16 protein-coding genes are annotated in these 16,680 nt (G+C 72.6%); 7 read left to right on the forward strand and 9 right to left on the reverse strand.

Annotation, left to right across the window (positions count from 1 at the left end; translation table 11 throughout):
* Positions 1-11 precede the first annotated feature (11 nt).
* Positions 12-449, reverse strand: a complete 438-nt coding sequence (locus ABTW72_RS04815) for a hypothetical protein (RefSeq protein ID WP_091395682.1) — start codon at positions 447-449, stop codon at positions 12-14.
* Between the two features lie 23 nt (positions 450-472).
* A complete protein-coding gene (gene mqnE, locus ABTW72_RS04820; protein WP_091395685.1) occupies positions 473-1,642 on the reverse strand; it encodes an aminofutalosine synthase MqnE in 1,170 nt (389 codons plus the stop codon).
* Between the two features lie 239 nt (positions 1,643-1,881).
* On the opposite strand from mqnE, the gene ABTW72_RS04825 reads away from it, so the two are divergent.
* The 4 genes from ABTW72_RS04825 (at position 1,882) to ABTW72_RS04840 (ending at position 8,045) form a co-directional block, all read left to right on the forward strand.
* Positions 1,882-3,432, forward strand: coding sequence for a C40 family peptidase (locus tag ABTW72_RS04825; RefSeq protein WP_350854365.1), 1,551 nt, complete (start codon positions 1,882-1,884; stop codon positions 3,430-3,432).
* Positions 3,433-3,546: 114 nt separating this feature from the next.
* Positions 3,547-5,076, forward strand: coding sequence for a hypothetical protein (locus ABTW72_RS04830; RefSeq protein WP_350854368.1), 1,530 nt, complete (start codon positions 3,547-3,549; stop codon positions 5,074-5,076).
* 311 nt (positions 5,077-5,387) lie between these two features.
* Positions 5,388-7,322, forward strand: a complete 1,935-nt coding sequence (locus ABTW72_RS04835; RefSeq protein WP_350855400.1) for a DEAD/DEAH box helicase — start codon at positions 5,388-5,390, stop codon at positions 7,320-7,322.
* Between the two features lie 102 nt (positions 7,323-7,424).
* A complete protein-coding gene (locus tag ABTW72_RS04840) occupies positions 7,425-8,045 on the forward strand; it encodes a putative glycolipid-binding domain-containing protein (protein ID WP_502892167.1) in 621 nt (206 codons plus the stop codon).
* A gap of 122 nt (positions 8,046-8,167) precedes the next feature.
* Here the strand turns inward: ABTW72_RS04840 and cds1 are convergent, their stop codons facing one another.
* Genes cds1 through ABTW72_RS04855 form a run of 3 tightly spaced genes read right to left on the reverse strand, consistent with a single transcriptional unit; the run spans position 8,168 to position 10,632 of the window.
* Positions 8,168-9,259: an L-cysteine desulfhydrase Cds1 gene (gene cds1 / locus ABTW72_RS04845; RefSeq protein ID WP_350854374.1), complete on the reverse strand. Its 1,092-nt coding sequence runs from the start codon at positions 9,257-9,259 to the stop codon at positions 8,168-8,170.
* Positions 9,260-9,291: 32 nt separating this feature from the next.
* Complete coding sequence (locus tag ABTW72_RS04850; RefSeq protein WP_350854377.1) at positions 9,292-10,122, reverse strand: SDR family NAD(P)-dependent oxidoreductase; 831 nt, start codon at positions 10,120-10,122, stop codon at positions 9,292-9,294.
* Between the two features lie 51 nt (positions 10,123-10,173).
* A complete protein-coding gene (locus ABTW72_RS04855) occupies positions 10,174-10,632 on the reverse strand; it encodes an Lrp/AsnC family transcriptional regulator (protein WP_091395696.1) in 459 nt (152 codons plus the stop codon).
* A 270-nt stretch (positions 10,633-10,902) separates the two neighbouring features.
* On the opposite strand from ABTW72_RS04855, the gene ABTW72_RS04860 reads away from it, so the two are divergent.
* The gene (locus ABTW72_RS04860) at positions 10,903-11,169 is read left to right on the forward strand and encodes a BldC family transcriptional regulator (protein WP_007454516.1); all 267 of its coding nucleotides are present in this window, start codon (positions 10,903-10,905) and stop codon (positions 11,167-11,169) included.
* A gap of 143 nt (positions 11,170-11,312) precedes the next feature.
* Here the strand turns inward: ABTW72_RS04860 and ABTW72_RS04865 are convergent, their stop codons facing one another.
* Complete coding sequence (locus ABTW72_RS04865) at positions 11,313-11,942, reverse strand: UbiX family flavin prenyltransferase (protein WP_091395700.1); 630 nt, start codon at positions 11,940-11,942, stop codon at positions 11,313-11,315.
* 152 nt (positions 11,943-12,094) lie between these two features.
* Between ABTW72_RS04865 and ABTW72_RS04870 the strand changes: the two genes are divergently transcribed.
* Positions 12,095-13,081 carry a terpene synthase family protein gene (locus tag ABTW72_RS04870; protein WP_350854382.1) on the forward strand — a complete coding sequence of 329 codons (987 nt, stop codon included), beginning with the start codon at positions 12,095-12,097 and terminating at the stop codon, positions 13,079-13,081.
* 21 nt (positions 13,082-13,102) lie between these two features.
* On the opposite strand, the gene mqnP is transcribed toward ABTW72_RS04870, so the two are convergent.
* From mqnP to ABTW72_RS04885, 3 genes are all read right to left on the reverse strand, one after another.
* Positions 13,103-14,014, reverse strand: a complete 912-nt coding sequence (gene mqnP, locus ABTW72_RS04875) for a menaquinone biosynthesis prenyltransferase MqnP (protein ID WP_350854385.1) — start codon at positions 14,012-14,014, stop codon at positions 13,103-13,105.
* Positions 14,014-15,474 (reverse strand): menaquinone biosynthesis decarboxylase, encoded by a 1,461-nt coding sequence (locus ABTW72_RS04880; protein WP_350854388.1) that lies wholly within the window; start codon positions 15,472-15,474, stop codon positions 14,014-14,016. Before ABTW72_RS04880 ends, mqnP begins: the two co-directional genes overlap by 1 nt.
* A gap of 70 nt (positions 15,475-15,544) precedes the next feature.
* Complete coding sequence (locus ABTW72_RS04885) at positions 15,545-15,730, reverse strand: hypothetical protein (protein WP_350854391.1); 186 nt, start codon at positions 15,728-15,730, stop codon at positions 15,545-15,547.
* Positions 15,731-15,801: 71 nt separating this feature from the next.
* Here ABTW72_RS04885 and ABTW72_RS04890 point away from each other — a divergent pair, with 71 nt between their 5' ends.
* Entirely contained in the window at positions 15,802-16,677 is an 876-nt protein-coding gene (locus tag ABTW72_RS04890) for an alpha/beta fold hydrolase (protein WP_350854394.1), read from the forward strand.
* Positions 16,678-16,680 lie beyond the last annotated feature (3 nt).

Raw genomic sequence — 16,680 nt, forward strand, 5'->3', positions numbered from 1 at the left:
GGCGGTCGTGGTCAGCCGGTCCGTCGGGCCAGCCAGCGGACACCCGGGAACCAGAGGGCCGCGTACGCCACGGTGAACGCCCCCGCCGCCAACGCGCCGGAGAGCAGCGGCGGCAACCCCGCGCCCAGACCGGCGATCAGCAGCCCGGCGAACACCCCGACGGCAGCGGCGACCACCGCCGCCACCACCCGCGCCGCGCCGAACTCCCAGGCCCGGAAGTCGTCCCAGAACAGCCAGGCCGGCAGGATCACCGCCAGCCAACCGTTGGTGTGCCCGAAGTCGCCGGCGCCGATCGAGGCGAACGCCCAGTCGAACAGCACCAACGCGAGCACGCCGATGACCAGGCCGGCCAGGCACACCCCGAGCAGGTCGCCCAGGGTACGGATGCGGCCCTCGGCGTCCCGGCGGGGAAACCCACTCTGCTGCTCAGGTCCTCGTTGCTCGGTCATCGACTGCGAGGGTACGTGGTGGCTCAGGCCCAGACCTGCTGCGGCTCGGCGCGCCGCTCGGCCAGCGACGGGGCCTTGTCGTACTCCCGGACCACGTTGTAGCGGGTGTCCCGCTCGACGGGCTGGAAGCCGGCGTCCCAGATCAGGTGCAGCAGGTCGTCGCGGTGCATGGTGTTCGGGGTGCCGTACGAGTCGGCGTCGTGGGTGATCTTGTATTCGACGACGGAGCCGTCCAGGTCGTCCACGCCGAAGTTCAGCGAGAGCTGAGCCACCGACAGCCCGTGCATCACCCAGAAGTTCTTCAGGTGCGGCACGTTGTCGAAGAGCAGCCGCGAGACGGCGAACGTCTTCAGCGACTCGGCCGGCGAGGCCATCGTGGTGCGCGCCTGGATCCGGTTACGGATCTTGCCGTCCGCCGAGTCGACGAAGTCGTGCTGGTAGCGCAGCGGGATGAAGACCGCGAAGCCACCGGTCTCGTCCTGCAACTCGCGCAGCCGCAGCACGTGGTCGACGCGGTGCCGGGGCTCCTCGATGTGGCCGTACAGCATCGTCGCCGGGGTCTTCATGCCCTTGCTGTGTGCCAGGGCGTGGATGCGCGACCAGTCCTCCCAGTGGCAGGCGTGGTCGACGATGTGCTGCCGGACCTCCCAGTCGAAGATCTCCGCGCCGCCACCGGTCAGCGACTCCAGGCCGGCGTCCATCAGCTCGTCGAGGATCTCGTCGGCGCTCAGGCCGCTGATCTTCTCGAACCACTGCACCTCGGTCGCGGTGAAGCACTTGAGCTTGACGTTCGGCAGCGCCGCCTTCAGCTCGCGCAGCACCTTCGGGTAGTACCGCCAGGGCAGCGTGGGGTGCAGGCCGTTGACGATGTGCAACTCGGTGAGCTGCTCGTCCTCCATCTCCTTGGCCTTGCGGACCGCCTCGTCGATGCGCATCGTGTACGCGTCCTTCTCGCCCGGCTTGCGCTGGAACGAGCAGTACGCGCAGGACGCCGAGCAGACGTTGGTCAGGTTGAGGTGCCGGTTGACGTTGAACATCACCCGTTCGCCGTTCAACTCGGTGCGCTTGTGGTGCGCCAGCCGCCCCAGCCAGGTCAGGTCGTCGCTCTCGTAGAGGGCGACCCCGTCCTCCCGGGTCAGCCGCTCACCGGCGTACACCTTCGCTTCGAGCTCACGCTTGAGTCCGGCGTCCATGGCACGTCCCTTCCACCTGCGGTCCGGATCGAGCGTACGTCGCGGTGCCGACGGACCCGGCGGCACGGTCGCCGGCAGCGACCCACTTCACCAGACTCTCAGCCTCCCGTAACCCGGCAACGCATCGACATGAGTGGCGAGGTGCGGTAGTAACAAGGTGGGGCGGAACACACACACTGGTACCGTCCCGGCGGTCGCGCCCACCGAGCGCGGCGACGAGCGGTTGGACGGGGAGCGGCATGGTCTACAGCGGGCGCGGGCGACGGCAGCGACGACGGAGCCCGGTGATCTCGCCGGTCCTGCGTCCGAAGCTCTGGGCCGCCCTGCTCGGCGCGATCGCCGCGGCCGTGCTGGCCACCCCCGCGTACGCGGAGCCCGGCGTGCCGACCACCGTGCCGGACACCGGTTCGCGCCCGGCGGTCACCGGCTCGCTTCAGCTGCCCGGCGGCGCGCCGGTCGCCGGCGTGCCCGCCCCGCCGGTGGTCAACATCGGCAACGGCCCACTGGCCACCGCGATCTCCGCCGGTGAGACCCAGGTCGGCGCGCTCGGCGAGGCGTTGCTGGTGAGCCGGCAGAAACGCGTCGACGCGCAGGCGCAGGTCGACGCGGCCGGCAAGGCGCTGGCGACCGCGCAGGACGCGCTGCTCCGGGCCCAGCAGACGGCCGACACCGCCGCCGCCGAGGCAGTCAAGGCCGCCGCCGCGCTGCCGCCGGGCGACTTCGCCCGGGACATCCGTGGGCTCAGCCGCCTCCAGGCGATCACCCGTGGCGAGAAGGTCGACGGCGGCACCACCGGCGTGGCCGGGGAGCTGTCCCGGGCTCGCGCCGGCGAGCAGGCCGCGTACCAGAAGCACACCCAGGCCAAGGAAATGCTCGCCTCCGCCGAGGCCGAGTTCACCGCCGGTGAGGCGGCGCTCCGCACCGCCGAGGCGAGCCTGCTCAAGCTGCGCCGGGACAACGCCGCCGCGCTGATCGAGATCGAACGTCAGCAGGAAGCCGCCGAGCAGCAGATCGGCGCCGGCTACGTCTCCAACCAGAGCATCAGCGGCATGGCCGCGCACCCCCGGGCACTGGCTGCGGTCCGGTACGCGCTCGCCCAGCTCGGCGACCCGTACAAGTGGTCCGAGGAGGGCCCGAACCAGTTCGACTGCTCCGGCCTGATGTGGGCGGCGTACCGGTCCCCCGGCGCCGACTACTTCGACCTGCCCCGGGTCTCCCGCGACCAGTACGCCGCCACCCGGGGCCGCACCGTCCCGCAGAGCGCGCTGCTCCCCGGCGACCTGCTCTTCTTCGCCTCGGGCAGCAGCTGGACGACGATTCACCACGTCGGCATGTACATCGGCAACGGCAAGATGGTGCAGGCGCCCACCACGGGGGACGTCGTCAAGATCTCGGTCGTCCGCTGGTCCCGGCTGTACGCCGCGACCCGGGTGATCGGAGCGGTGCCGGCACCCCCGGTCGTGACCAATCCGACGCCGCCCGTCTCACCCCCGAAGCCGACGCCGACACCGTCGCCCACGAAGACCACCAAGCCGACGCCGACACCGACGCCCACGAAGACCACCAAGCCGACGCCCACGCCGACGCCGACGCTGACGACCACCCCGACGCCGACCCCGACCGGCAGCACCACGCCGAAGCCGTCGAACACCCCGAGCAACACTCCGACGACCCTGCCCTCGGCACCGAGCAACGCGCCGACCAGCGCGTCTCCGACGACCACGCCGAAGGCCAGCACGAGCGCGACGGGCAGTGGCAGCGCGACGAGCAGCCCCAGCGCCACGGGCTGATCCGCCACGACCGGCTCCGGCTGTCCGCTCGGGAAGATCTGTGGCACCGTGACAACCAGGCACATCCGACTCGACGTCACGGGTTCGGGTGCGAGCATGGCGCGGAGGGCGGAAATGGCCGAGCAGAGAGATCCGGCGGAGACTGTCGACCCCGTGGTCGACCAGACCGGCCCACCAGGGCCGGACACCGCCGACCCGGTGGCCGCCAGCGACGCCAGCCCGGCCGCCACCAGCTCGACAGCCAGCGACACCAGCTCGGCGGACGCCGGCTCCGCTGACAGCGACGCCGCCCCGGCTGACAGCGACGCCGCCCCGGCTGACAGCGACGCCGCCCCGGCTGGCAGCGGCCCGGTCGGCAGCGGCACGGCAGCGGTCGTCGCGGACGCCTCGACCGAGGCCGATGACGACGCATCCGCCGGCGGCGACGAGCGCCAGAGCCCGGCGGCCGCACCGGTACGCGCACGCGCCAGCGTCGTGACCGCCGGTGCGCTCCGCAGTGACCTGCCGGCCAGCGCTCCGGTCACCGCGACCACCTACCGTGCGACCGGCTCGGCCAGCCCAGCCGACGTGTCGTTGCCGGGCCAGCGAAGCGACTCCTCCGCGCCGGCCCGGGCCAGCGCCACGGTTCCGAGCAGCAGCCGGGGCACTGCCAGCGACCTGGGCACCCCGGACCGTCGCGAGAGCGCGCCCGGCGTCTATCGAGCCGCGCCGGTGGGTGCCGAGCCGGCCCAACCCCCGACGCCGTCGACTCCGGAGCCGGAGCCGGACCCCACGCCACCCGGCCCCGGGCCGACCGAGCCGTCGCCACCGGAACCGGAGCCCGCGCCGGCCCCGGGTCCGTACCCGCCCGGTCCGGTGCCGACGCCGGGTCCTCGACCCACGCCGCCGCCCGGTCCGGTCCCGCCCGTTCCCGGCCCGCCCATCCCACCGCCCTCGCCGGTGCCGCCCATTCCCGGCCCGCCGACGCCGCCCGTCCCGACCCCGCCGCTGCCGCCACCCGGTCCGCCGGTGCCGGCACCACCGGCCCCGCCCGGCCCGATGCCGGCACCGCCGTTCCCGCCGCCGCCGGCGATGACCGACACGCCCGGCGTACGGGCCAGCGCCTCGGTCTCCGCACCACCGGCCGGGTGGCCGTCCCCCGGTGGGGCGACCCGCCCGACGTCCGGCGCCGGATGGGCCGGGGCAACCGCCTCCGCGCCGCCGGAGGTGCCCGCACCAGCGCTGCCGAGCTGGCCACCGTCGACCGCCGGGACCCATTCGCCGACCGGCAACAGCGGAAACTCCCGGGTGACCGCGTCACCGAGCGGCCCACCGGCTGGGTCCGCCGGACGGGACGCTGCCGGCACCCGTGGTGGGCGGCACGACGGTCGCACCGACCTGGCCGGCACCGTCTACGGCAACGGCGAGGGCGCCGGCTTCACCACTGTCGCGATACCGGCCAACGCGGTGGAGACCTCCGGGTCGCTGACCGGGCACATCCTGGCCCAGGGCTGGTCCGACACGCCGGCCGAGCGGTCCAGTAACGCCCGGGTGATGATCGTCCTGGCCGCCGCTCTGGGGCTGCTGGTGGCGATCAGTGTCATGGTCGTTCTGCTGGCTGGCGACGCCCTGGACGGTCTGGTGGGCAGCGTGCTCAAGGGGTGAGCCAGCGAGTGCCGGCGATGGTGAGTCCGCCCACTACGGTCGGTCAACCGGCTGGCGGCTTCGCCAGACCGCCGTACACTGGCTGAGATCACTGACCCGGCGCGCGTGGTGTGCGCCCCTGGGCGATCTTGCGGGCGATCCGGCGGTACAGCCGCGGCAGGCCATCGCGAAGATGCGCCCCGCTCGAAAGGTTTTTGTTGACCACCTCTGCTGACCCCAGCACCGTTACGTCCGTTTTCAACTCAGTCCCGGCGACCGACACCGCCCGGGAGCAGCTCGACGTCCTGCCGAGCGAGGCCGACACCGCGCCGGTGGCGACCGCGCAGGCCGAGCCGACCGAGATCGCCGAACCGATCAGCTTCGCCTCCCTCGGCCTGCCCGAGCCGCTGGTCCGCGCGCTGGCGCAGCAGGGCATCACCAGCCCGTTCGAGATCCAGCGGGCCACCGTTCCGGACGCGCTCGCCGGCCGCGACGTGCTGGGCCGCGGGCAGACCGGTTCGGGCAAGACGCTCGCCTTCGGGCTGCCGATGATCGCCCGGCTGGCCAACCGCAACCGGGCCCGGCCGATGCGTCCGCGCGCCCTGGTCCTGGTGCCCACCCGCGAGCTGGCCATGCAGGTCAACGACGCCCTCGTGCCGCTGGGCAAGTCCGTCGGCATCTTCCTTAAGACCGCCGTCGGCGGCGTCCCGTACGACCGTCAGATCGACGCGCTGCGCCGCGGCGTGGAGATCATCGTGGCCACCCCGGGCCGGCTCGGCGACCTCATCGAGCGGGGCATCTGCCAGCTCGACGACGTCGAGGTCACGGTGCTCGACGAGGCCGACCAGATGGCCGACATGGGCTTCCTGCCCGAGGTGACCGATCTGCTGGCGAAGACGCCCGCGAACGGTCAGCGGCTGCTCTTCTCGGCCACCCTGGACGGTGACGTCGACGCGTTGGTCAAGCGGTTCATGACCGACCCGGTCACGCACTCCACGGCGCCGTCCACCGCCTCGGTGTCCACCATGGACCACCACATGCTGTTGATCCCGCCGCACGAGAAGTTCCCGGTGGCGGCCTCGATCGCCGCCCGGGATGGCCGGACCATGGTCTTCGCCCGTACCCAGCTCGGGGTGGACCGGCTGGTCGAGCAGCTCGCGGCCGTCGGCGTACGCGCCGGTGGGCTGCACGGCGGCAAGACGCAGCGGATGCGCACCAAGACGCTCGCCGAGTTCCGTGAGGGCCGGATGAACGTGCTGGTCGCCACCGACGTGGCGGCGCGGGGCATCCACGTCGACGGGGTCACCCTGGTGCTGCACGTCGACCCGCCGAAGGACCCCAAGGACTACCTGCACCGCGCGGGGCGTACCGCCCGGGCCGGCGAGTCGGGCGCGGTCGCCACGCTGGTGCTGCCCAAGCAGCGCCGTACCACCCTGGCGATGATGGAGAAGGCCGGCGTCGCGCCGGCCGAGACCCGGGTCCGGGTCGGGGACGCGGCGTTGGCCGAGCTGGTCGGCGCCCGCGAGCCCAGTGGCGTCCCGGTCCGCGTCGAGGCGGAGCCCCGGGGCTACGGCGACCGCTCCGGCGGCCCGCGCCGGTTCGACGACCGCTCCGGCGGCCCACGTCGGTTCGGGGACCGCACCGGAGGCGAGCGCCGCTACGGCGACCGCCCGCAGGGTGACCGGCGCTTCGGCGACCGGCCCACCGGCGAGCGCCGCTTCGGCGACCGCCCGCAGGGTGACCGGAGCTACAGCGACCGCCCGCAGGGTGACCGGAGCTACGGCGACCGGCCGCAGGGTGAGCGCCGCTACGGCGACCGGCCCACCGGCGAGCGCCGCTTCGGCGACCGGCCGCAGGGTGACCGGAGCTACGGTGACCGCCCGCAGGGTGAGCGCCGCTTCGGCGACCGGCAGCACAGCGACCGGCCGCAGGGCGACCGGAGCTACGGCGACCGGCCGCAGGGCGAGCGGCGTTACGCCGATCGGGACACCCGCGGGTACGGCGACCGGCCGCAGGGCGAGCGTCGGTTCGGCGACCGGCCGCAGTTCGGTGACCGCGACGGTCGGGGCGACCGACCGACCGGCGAGCGGCGCTTCGGCGACCGGCCGCAGGGCGAGCGGCGCTTCGGCGACCGGGACGCTCGGGGTGGGTTCCGCCCGGAGAGCCGGGTCCGGGACGACCGGCCCCGCGACGACCGGCCCCGCGAGGACCGCCCGCGTGACGATCGGCGCGGTTTCGGCGGGCGACCGGCAGCGCGTACCCACTGATTGATCCACCGAACGCCGTCGTGAAGCCCAGGCTTCGCGGCGGCGTTCGCGCATGCCCTGCCGATACCGGGCGGGTCGCGTAACGTCCGGCTCATGCCGACCATGCCGAAGTCAATCTTCTGGTCCCGGACTGACACCGCCGGCAGCGAGCAGGTCCTGCTCGATGACGGCCGCGGGTTGGCGGCCCGGGGCACTCTGCTCGCCGTGGACCCGATCCCGTGGACCGCCCGCTACCAGCTGACCACCACGCCGGACTGGGCCACCACCCGGGTCGAGGTCGAGGCCGAGGGTCTCGGCTGGCTGCGGCGGGTGACCCTGGAGCGGGCCGCCGGCCGCTGGCGGGTGACCACCGCCGAGCAGGGTGACCTGGACGCGGCCCTGGTCGCGGCCGGTCATCGCCGGGCCGGTCTGCCGGGTACGGACGACCCGGACCGGCTGGCCGACGCCCTCGACGTCGACCTGAGCGGTTCGCCGCTGTTCAACACCCTGCCGGTCCACCGGCTTCGGATGGCGGCCGAGCCGGCCGACGTGGCACACCGGATCACCGTTGCCTGGGTGCTGCTGCCCGGCCTGGAGGTGGTGCCGGCCGAGCAGATCTACACCGGGCTCGGGCCGGGCCGGGTGCGCTTCGCCAGCGGCACCTTCACGGCAGACATCGATCTGGACGACAGCGGCTACGTGGTGCGTTACCCCGGGCTGGCCGAACGGATCGACCCGCGCTGACCAGCATCCCGACGGGCCAGGGCCGGCCGATGGGCCGCCGGCGGGTCAGGTCCCACTGACGGCCCCGAAGCGGGCCAGGCTGCGGTGACCGCTTCGAGCGGACCAGAGCCACGCTGACCGGTTCAGGCGGGCCAGGCTCCGCTGGCCAGGAAGCGGTCGATGGTGGCCAGGTGCGGGGTCAGGTCGAGGCCCTGGGCGGCCACCCAGTCGTCGGCGTAGTACGTGTCGGCGTACCGGTCGCCCGGGTCGCAGATCAGGGTGACCACCGAGCCGGTCCGGCCCTCGGCGAGCATCGCGGCGATCAGGCCGAACGCGCCCCACAGGTTGGTGCCGGTGGACCCGCCCACCCGGCGACCGAGCAGCGCCGATCCGGCGCGCATGGCGGCCAGGGAGGCCGCGTCCGGCACCTGGACCATCCGGTCCACCACCGAGGGCAGGAACGACGCCTCCACGGTGGGCCGGCCGATCCCCTCGATGCGGGATCCCTTCCCGGTGCGTACCGACCAGTCGGCGGCCAGCCAGGCCGGGTAGAACGCCGAGTTCTCCGGGTCGACGACGCAGAGCTTGGTGGCGAGCCGGCGGTACCGGGCGTAGCGGCCGATGGTCGCGCTGGTGCCCCCGGTGCCGGCGCCCACCACTACCCAGGCGGGGATCGGGTGCCGCTCCAGCTCCAACTGCGCGTAGATCGACTCGGCGATGTTGTTGTTGCCCCGCCAGTCGGTCGCCCGCTCGGCGTAGGTGAACTGGTCCATGAAGTGCCCGCCGGAGTCCTCGGCGAGCCACCGGGCCTCGACCACCACGCTCGCCGGGTCGTCCACCAGGTGGCACCGGCCACCCTGGAACTCGATCTGCGTGATCTTCTCGGGCGAGGTGGAGGCGGGCATCACCGCGATGAAGGGCAGGCCCAGCATCCGGGCGAAGTACGCCTCGGAGACGGCCGTGGAACCCGACGACGCCTCGACGATCGTGGTGCGCGGCCCGATCCAGCCGTTGCAGAGCCCGTAGAGGAACAGTGAGCGGGCCAGCCGGTGCTTCAGCGAGCCGGTGGGGTGTGACGACTCGTCCTTGAGGTAGAGGTCGATCCCCCATTCCCGGGGCAGCGGGAACGGCAGCAGGTGGGTGTCGGCGGACCGGTTCGCGTCTGCCTCGACGGCGGCGATCGCCTCGGTCACCCAGGTTCGGCTGGATTCGTCGCACCGGTCGAGATGAGTCACGTTCGGAAACCTAGCAAGCGGGCGAGCTGTGGTCAGCGCCGGTCCTGCGGCGTTGACCTGCGGCGTTGGCGGCGCTGACCGGCGCGGCCGGCGGCCCCGACGAGCGGGGTGAGTGCGACGGCCAACCTGGGCAGGGCGTCCAACAGGCGCACCTGCGCTCCCCGCCAGCGGGGCAGGCTGACCACCGGACGTGGCCGGCGGGCCAGCCGGACCGCCCGGGCCGCCACCTGCTGCGCGGTCAGCATCGACCCGGTGAACGAGGCCACCGCCCCCGGGTCGTCCAGCCGGTCGTGCAGCATCGGGGTCCAGATGCCGTCCGGGCAGAGGCAGGAGACGTGCACCCGCCGGTACCCGGCCATCCGCAGGTCGGACAGCGTGCCGAGGCTGAACGCCAGCAGGGCGTGCTTGCTGGCCGCGTACACCGTCTCGCCGGGCGCGGCGACCAGCCCGGCCAACGAGACGACGTTGAGCACGTGGCCGTGGCCCTGCCCGCGCATCACGGTCAGCGCGGCGAGGGTGCCGTTCATGGCGCCGTGGGTGTTCACGTCGAGCACCCGACGGCGGGTCGCGGCGTCGTGCTCCCACGACGCCCCGGTCACCAGGATGCCGGCGTTGTTGACCCAGAGGGCGAGGTCGCCCCGGCCTGCCGCGTTCGCGGCGATGGCGGCGCAGGCGTCCTCGTCCCGGACGTCCAGGGCGGCCGACCAGCCACCGAGCGGCGCCGCGGCGCTCTGCACCGCCACCGGGTCAAGGTCGGTGAGCAGCACCGACCAACCGTCGGTGTGCAGCGCGGTGGCGATGGCGCGGCCCAGGCCGCCGGCAGCGCCGGTCACCACGGCCACGGGACGCGCCGGCTCCGTCATCGGCGCACGCTACCGCCGGCCGCCGGTGCGACACCAGGGGTACGCGGGCGGTCAGGCCGCGGGCGGGCCGACCGGCTGGGGGCGGTTCTCCCACTTGGTGGAGAGCGCGATGGCGGTACGGGTGGAGGCCACCCCCGGCGTCCGGTTCAACCGCACGATCAACTGCTCCAGCTCGGCGATCGTGCCGACCCGCGCCTTGAGCAGGAAAGACTCCACGCCGGCCATGAAGTAGCAGGACTCGATCTCGGGCAGCACCCGCAGCGACTCGAGCATGTCGTCGCTGTCGGCACCGGAGTCCTCGACGATGCCGATCAACGCGGTGACGCCCAGCCCGATCGACTCCGGGGCCACGTCCGCGCGGTAGCCCCGGACGACGCCGCTGCTCTCCAGCTTGCCGACCCGCTCGTGCACGGCCGGGGCCGAGAGGCCCACCTGTCGGGCCAGCTCGGCGTACGAGAGGCGGGCGTTGCCGCGCAGCAGGTCGACGAGGCTCAGGTCGATGGCATCCACAGAGAGTGACCTTAACTGCTGACACGTAACGTGCGGCCTTCGGCACCCGTTGGACTGAGCGGTGAGTCACTGTTCATAAACCGCCGGTCAGGGCAGAGGTAGCACCAGTAACATTACTAACTCCCCACTCAGTGCATTTTTCGCGTTTGGGCGGACAGGCCATGTCCCTGGTGCTGTAATTGCCATACGTCCCTCATGACGGCTCTGGGCTACGCACCAGCCGGGGGCAGTGTGTTCAGCCGGGGGCTTCGTCGACGCGAGGAGGGGGCTGTGGACACTGGAGATCGCCTGCTGACACCGGGTGAGGTCGCCGCGCTGTTTCGGGTAGACCCGAAAACTGTGACGAGATGGGCGGCGGCCGGCCGGATAGGAAGCATCCGGACTCCAGGCGGGCATCGCCGGTTTCGGGAATCCGAGGTGCGAGCCCTGCTTGAGGGGGAGGGCATGCTGGACGAGGTGGATGAGGTCGGTAAACCACGCAACGTGGGGCCGGCGGCATCCACGGGGCCGGGTCCGGCCAACGCCGGCATGTACTGAACTGGTGCGGACAACGCCACGCGGACCGGACACCAGTCCGGTCCGCGTCCCGCTTCGGCCAACCGCCGGGCGGCAGCGCCGCTCGTACTGAGCAGCACAACCGTGCCCAGCGCGAGCGGACGACTCAGCACGAGCCGGACGGCTCAGCTTCGGGCTGCGCCGAGCTGGCCGGACCACCGCCGGAACAGGGTGTGCGGGACGCCGAGCGCGTCCAGCACCTTGCCGGCCACGAAGTCGACCAGCTGCTGCGCGCTGGCCGCCGCGCCGGCGCCGTAGAAGCCTGGGCTGGCCGGCAGCACCACAGCGCCCGCGTCGTGCAGGGCGATGAGGTGCTCCAGGTGGCTGCGGGTCACCGGTGTCTCCCGGGGGACCAGCACCACGGGACGGCGTTCCTTGAGGTTGACCTCGGCGGCGCGCTGCAACAGGTCCTTGGAGAGCCCGATCGCGATTCCCGCGCAGGCGGCCGTGCTGGCCGGGACCACCGCCATCCCGCGTACCCGGTAGGAGCCGCTGCTCGGCCCGGCGGCCAGGTCGCCGGCCGGCCAGTGCCGCACATCCGCCGTGGTGAGGTCCCGGTCCAGCCAGGCGGCGAGGTCCTCGGCCCAGTGCCCGTCACGGAAGGGCCGGCCGGTCTCGTCGAGCACGGTGAGCCGTGCCGCCCGGGACACGATCAGGTCCACCGGCTCGCCCGCGTCGAGCAGTCCGCCGATGACGGCCGCCGCGTACGGCGTACCGGAGGCACCGGAGACCCCGACCACCCATGGTTCCCGCATGCCCCCAGCCTGCCTGGTCCGGCTGATCCGCTGGTGGGCACCCCCGGGTTGGGTCCGGTCCGACATGTCGGACGGGGCACCTGCGGTTCCCACCGACCTGACATGCTGCCGCTGGCGATTCGCACCGGAACCATCTCGAGGAGGAGGCATCGGTGACGACCGGCGAGATCCTCCGGGCGCTGCGTGCCGAGTGTCCGATCCCGCCCCGGCTTCCACCACCACACGCTGACCGTGTGCAGGGCTGGCTGCTCGGTCTGCTGCCCGGGCTTGGCCTTCCACTGGACGACGCGGCGCTGCGCCGGCTGTCCCGGGGCGCCTTCGCCCGGTACGCCGCACGGCTCTACCCGGCGGCGACCGAAGCCGACCTGCGGGTGCTGGCCGCGCTGTTCACCTGGTTCTTCCTGGTCGACGACGCCTGCGACGGGCCGAATCGGTTGATGCCGGAGCAGATCCGGGCGCTGCGCAACGGCACCGTGGCGCTGCTGCACGACGGCACCCGACTGCGGCAGGCCGGGCTGACCGGCCCGCTGCGGCGACTGCTGGTGCTGGCCTGGCGGGAGCCGCGCCGCCGGATGCCGGCCCGGTGGCGGCAGCGTTTCGCCGACGCGGTGGCCCGGCACCTCGACGGCACCTGGCAGGAGGCCGTCAACAAGGAGGTCGGCCGCCGTCCCAGCGTGGACGAGTACGTCGAGCTACGTCGGTCGACCTCGGCGGCGGAGGTGTCGTACCCGCTTGTGGAGTTCGTCAGCGGCCGGCCACTGCCGGACCCGGTCTACCACCACCCGCTGCTGCGTCAGATCGCCCGCACCGGCAACGACCTGCTGTCCTGGTACAACGACCTGGCCTCGCTGGAACGGGACCGGGTGACCGCCGGCGGGCACAACCTGGTCCTCGCCATCGAGGCCGAACTGGGCGTGCCGGAGGCGGAGGCGGTGGAACGGGCGGCCGAGCACTGGCGGGAGGCGATGCGGCGCTTCACCGCGTTGCGAGCCGCGGTGCCGTCGTTCGGCCCGACGTTGGACGAGGCGGTCGCCGACCATCTCGACGGGATCGCGAACGCCGTGCGCGGAACCATCGACTGGACCTTCGAGAGCGCCCGCTACCCGGTCAGCACCACCCCGCCAGCCTCGGGGCCGTAGGCCGAGCTGGACCACCCAGCCTCAGGGCCGCAGGCCGAGCCGGACCACCAGGTCGAGCAGGGCGAAGAGGAACAGCGCGATGCCGACGAACCCGTTTGCGGTGAAGAACGCCCGGTTGACCTTGCTGAGGTCGGTCGGGGTGACCACCAGGTGCTGGTAGCCGAACGCCACAGCGGTCAGCGCCAGTCCGATCCACCAGAGCCAGCCGAGACCGATCAGCGCACCGAACCAGATGAACAGGGCGAAGGTCACCACGTGCGCGACGGTGGAGGCGTGCAGCGCGAAGCGCCGACCGTACCGGGCGGGCAAGCTGTGCACGCCGATCTCCCGGTCGATCTCGGAATCCTGGCAGGCGTAGATCAGGTCGAAGCCGCCGATCCACAGCCCCACGGCCGCGCCGAGCAGCCAGGCCGGCCCGGAGCCGTCCAGGGTGCCGGTGACCGCCAACCAGGCGCCGACCGGGCCGACCGCCTGGGCGATCCCGAGGATGGCGTGCGGCCAGTTGGTGAACCGCTTGGCGTAGGGGTAGACGACCAGCGGCACCACGGCGAGCGGTGCGAGCACCAGGCAGAGCGGGTTGAGCAGGGCGGCGGCGACGAGGAAGACCACAAGTGCGACGGCCGCGCCGGTCCAGGCCGTCCGCACGCTCACCGCTCCGGTGACCAGTTCCCGGCCGGCGGTACGCGGGTTCCGCGCGTCGATCTTGCGGTCGAGGATCCGGTTGGCGGCCATCGCGAACGTCCGCGCCCCGACCATCGCCACGGTGATCAACAGCAGGTCGAGCCACCGTACCCGCCCGCCGGAACCCTGCATCGCGGCCAGCGCGGAGAGGAACGCGAACGGCAGCGCGAAGACGGAGTGCTCGACGGCGACGAGCTTCAGGAAGGACTTGGTCCGGCCCGGCTTCGCCGCCGGTGCGTCGATGACGGCCATCAGATCCCGTACTCCTTCCAGCGCTTGTCGACCAGGGCGGTGACTTCCGGGCTCATGCTCATTTCCTCCGGCCAACCGCGGGTGTAACCCTCGGTGGGCAGCTTGCGGGTCGCGTCGACGCCAGCCTTACCGCCCCAGAACTGCTGGTACGACGAGTGGTCGAGGTGGTCCACCGGACCCTCGGTGAGCAGCAGGTCGCGGGCGTAGTCGACGTTGCCGAAGGCCCGGAAGGCGACCTCGTTGTAGTCGTGCACGTCGCAGTCCTCGTCGACGATCACGATCAGCTTGGTCAGCGACATCAGGTGCGCGCCCCAGATCGCGTTCATCACCTTCTGCGCGTGCTTCGGGTAGCGCTTGCGGATCGAGACGATCGCGCAGTTGTGGAAGACGCCGGCGGCCGGCAGGTCGTAGTCGACGATGTCCGGGATCATCAGCTTGAGCAGCGGCTGGAAGATCCGCTCGGTGGCCTTGCCGAGGCCGTGGTCCTCCTGCGGCGGCTTCGAGGTGACGATCGAGTGGTAGACCGGCTTGCGCTGCATGGTCATCGCCTCGATGTGCAGCACGGGGAACGGCTCGACCGGCGTGTAGAAACCGGTGTGGTCGCCGAACGGCCCCTCGGGCAGCCGCTCACCCGGCTCCAGGTAGCCCTCCAGCACGATCTGCGCGTGCGCCGGCACCTGCAACGGCACGGTGAGGCAGTCGACCATCTCCACCCGCTCGCCGCGCAGGAACCCGGCGAACAGGTACTCGTCGATGTCACTGGGCAGCGGCGCGCTGGCCGCGTACGAGACGACCGGGTCGCAGCCGATCGCGACCGCGACCGGCAGGCGCTGCCCGAGTCGCTCGGCGACCGCGTGGTGTGCCGTCGAGTCCTTGTGGATCTGCCAGTGCATGCCCAGGGTGTTGCGGCCGTGCTGCTGGAGTCGGTACAGGCCGAGGTTGCGCTTGCCGGTCTCCGGGTGCTTGGTGTGGGTCAGCCCGTAGTTGTGGAAGATCCCGCCGTCGTCGGGCCAGACCTGCAACCCCGGCAGCCGGTTGAGGTCGACGTCCTCGCCCCGGTAGACGACCTCCTGGCAGGGGGCGGTCTTCACCTTGCGCGGCGGCACCGACTTGAGCTGCATGACCTTGCCGAGGCCCTCTCGGATGCCCGACCAGCCGACCGGCAACTCCGGCTTGATCAGCGCGCCGATCCGGGCACCGACCTCGTCCAGCGAGTCGACGCCGAGGGCCATCGCCATCCGCTTCTCGGTGCCGAACAGGTTGATCGCCACCGGCATCTCGCCCCGGGTCGGACGCTCGAAGAGCAGCGCCGGGCCGCCGGCCCGCACCGTGCGGGTGACCACCTCGCTGATCTCCAGGGTCGGATCGACCGGGACGTCGATCCTGCGCAACTCCCCCGCGCGCTCCAGCGCCGCGATGAAGTCCTTGAGATCGGTGTACGGGAAGCCACGAGCCGCCATGTCGCCCAGTCTCCCGCACCGGGTCCCGCACGGCCCAAGCCGGGTGCTGTGACGCTCGCGATCGCCCCTGTCAGCGGCGGACGGCAGGCCCGGGCGGCAGGCCCGGGCGGCAGGCCCGGGCGGCAGGCCCGGGCGGCGGGCGGCGGGCGGCGGGCGGCGGGCGGCGGGTCTGGATCGACTCGGCTTTCAGGAAACCGCGGTGCCCCAGGCCGCCGGACACCACGGCTTCACAGAAGGCGAGTGGATCAACGCTCATGGCCCGCACCTCGGGGCATGGCGGGCGGTTGAGCGGGTAGCCGGGCGGGCGGACGGCGGGCGGAGGCGACGATGGACGTGGAACGGGTTCCGGCGGGGTTCGCCGAGCGGCGGGCTCGGGTCGGCCAGATCACCATGAACTACGTCCGTGGGGGTGCCGGCCCGCCACTGGTGCTGCTGCACGGGTATCCGCAGTGCTGGTACATGTGGCGGCACCTGCTGCCCGAGTTGGGGCGCTCCTTCGACGTGGTCGCACCCGACCTGCGCGGCTTCGGGGGCAGCGACGCCCCGGACGACGGGTACGACAAGAAGACGGTCGCCGCCGACCTGCACGGACTACTCGATCAGCTCGGCCTGGCCGGTGACCTCCGGCTGGTCGGGCACGACCTGGGGACCATGGTGGCGTACGCGTACACCGCCGCCCATCCGCAGCGGGTGAGCCGGCTGGTGCTCAGCGAGGCGCCGATCCCCGACGAGAGCATCTACACGTTCCCCGCGCTCACCTCGGCCGGGCCCGGGGTGTGGAACTTCGGCTACTTCTCCCTCGGCAACGGGCTTCCGGAGGCGCTGGTCAACGGGCGGGAGTCGCTCTGGGTGGACAAGTTCACCGACGCGCTGATGGTGCGCAAGGGCAGCATCGCCGCGCCCGACATCGAGGAGTTCGCCAGCCACCTGCGCGACCCGGCGCACCTGCGGGCCAGCTTCGCCTACTTTCGGGCGTTCGAGCAGGACGTCGCGGACAACGCGGCGTACCGCGGCACGAAGCTGACCATGCCGGTGCTGGCCGTCGGGGCGGCGGCGAGCCTCGGCGGGCAGGTCGCCGAGCAGGTTCGCCGGTACGCCGACACGGTCCGCGGCGAGGTGATCGAGGACTGCGGGCACTGGTTGTACGAGGAGCGCCCCGACGAGATGCTCGCCCTGCTGCGGAACTTCCTCGGGGCGGCCTGAGCA

It is taken from the genome of Micromonospora sp. NPDC127501, from assembly GCF_040302185.1.
In the GTDB taxonomy this organism is placed as follows: domain Bacteria; phylum Actinomycetota; class Actinomycetes; order Mycobacteriales; family Micromonosporaceae; genus Micromonospora.

Coding starts and splice junctions, on each gene's coding strand:
- ABTW72_RS04815 (WP_091395682.1), bottom strand. CDS start 449: ATGACCGAGCAACGAGGACCTGAGCAGCAGAGTGGGTTTCCCCGCCGG.
- mqnE (WP_091395685.1), bottom strand. CDS start 1,642: ATGGACGCCGGACTCAAGCGTGAGCTCGAAGCGAAGGTGTACGCCGGT.
- ABTW72_RS04825 (WP_350854365.1), top strand. CDS start 1,882: ATGGTCTACAGCGGGCGCGGGCGACGGCAGCGACGACGGAGCCCGGTG.
- ABTW72_RS04830 (WP_350854368.1), top strand. CDS start 3,547: ATGGCCGAGCAGAGAGATCCGGCGGAGACTGTCGACCCCGTGGTCGAC.
- ABTW72_RS04840 (WP_502892167.1), top strand. CDS start 7,425: ATGCCGAAGTCAATCTTCTGGTCCCGGACTGACACCGCCGGCAGCGAG.
- ABTW72_RS04850 (WP_350854377.1), bottom strand. CDS start 10,122: ATGACGGAGCCGGCGCGTCCCGTGGCCGTGGTGACCGGCGCTGCCGGC.
- ABTW72_RS04865 (WP_091395700.1), bottom strand. CDS start 11,942: ATGCGGGAACCATGGGTGGTCGGGGTCTCCGGTGCCTCCGGTACGCCG.
- mqnP (WP_350854385.1), bottom strand. CDS start 14,014: ATGGCCGTCATCGACGCACCGGCGGCGAAGCCGGGCCGGACCAAGTCC.
- ABTW72_RS04880 (WP_350854388.1), bottom strand. CDS start 15,474: ATGGCGGCTCGTGGCTTCCCGTACACCGATCTCAAGGACTTCATCGCG.
- ABTW72_RS04885 (WP_350854391.1), bottom strand. CDS start 15,730: ATGAGCGTTGATCCACTCGCCTTCTGTGAAGCCGTGGTGTCCGGCGGC.
- ABTW72_RS04890 (WP_350854394.1), top strand. CDS start 15,802: ATGGACGTGGAACGGGTTCCGGCGGGGTTCGCCGAGCGGCGGGCTCGG.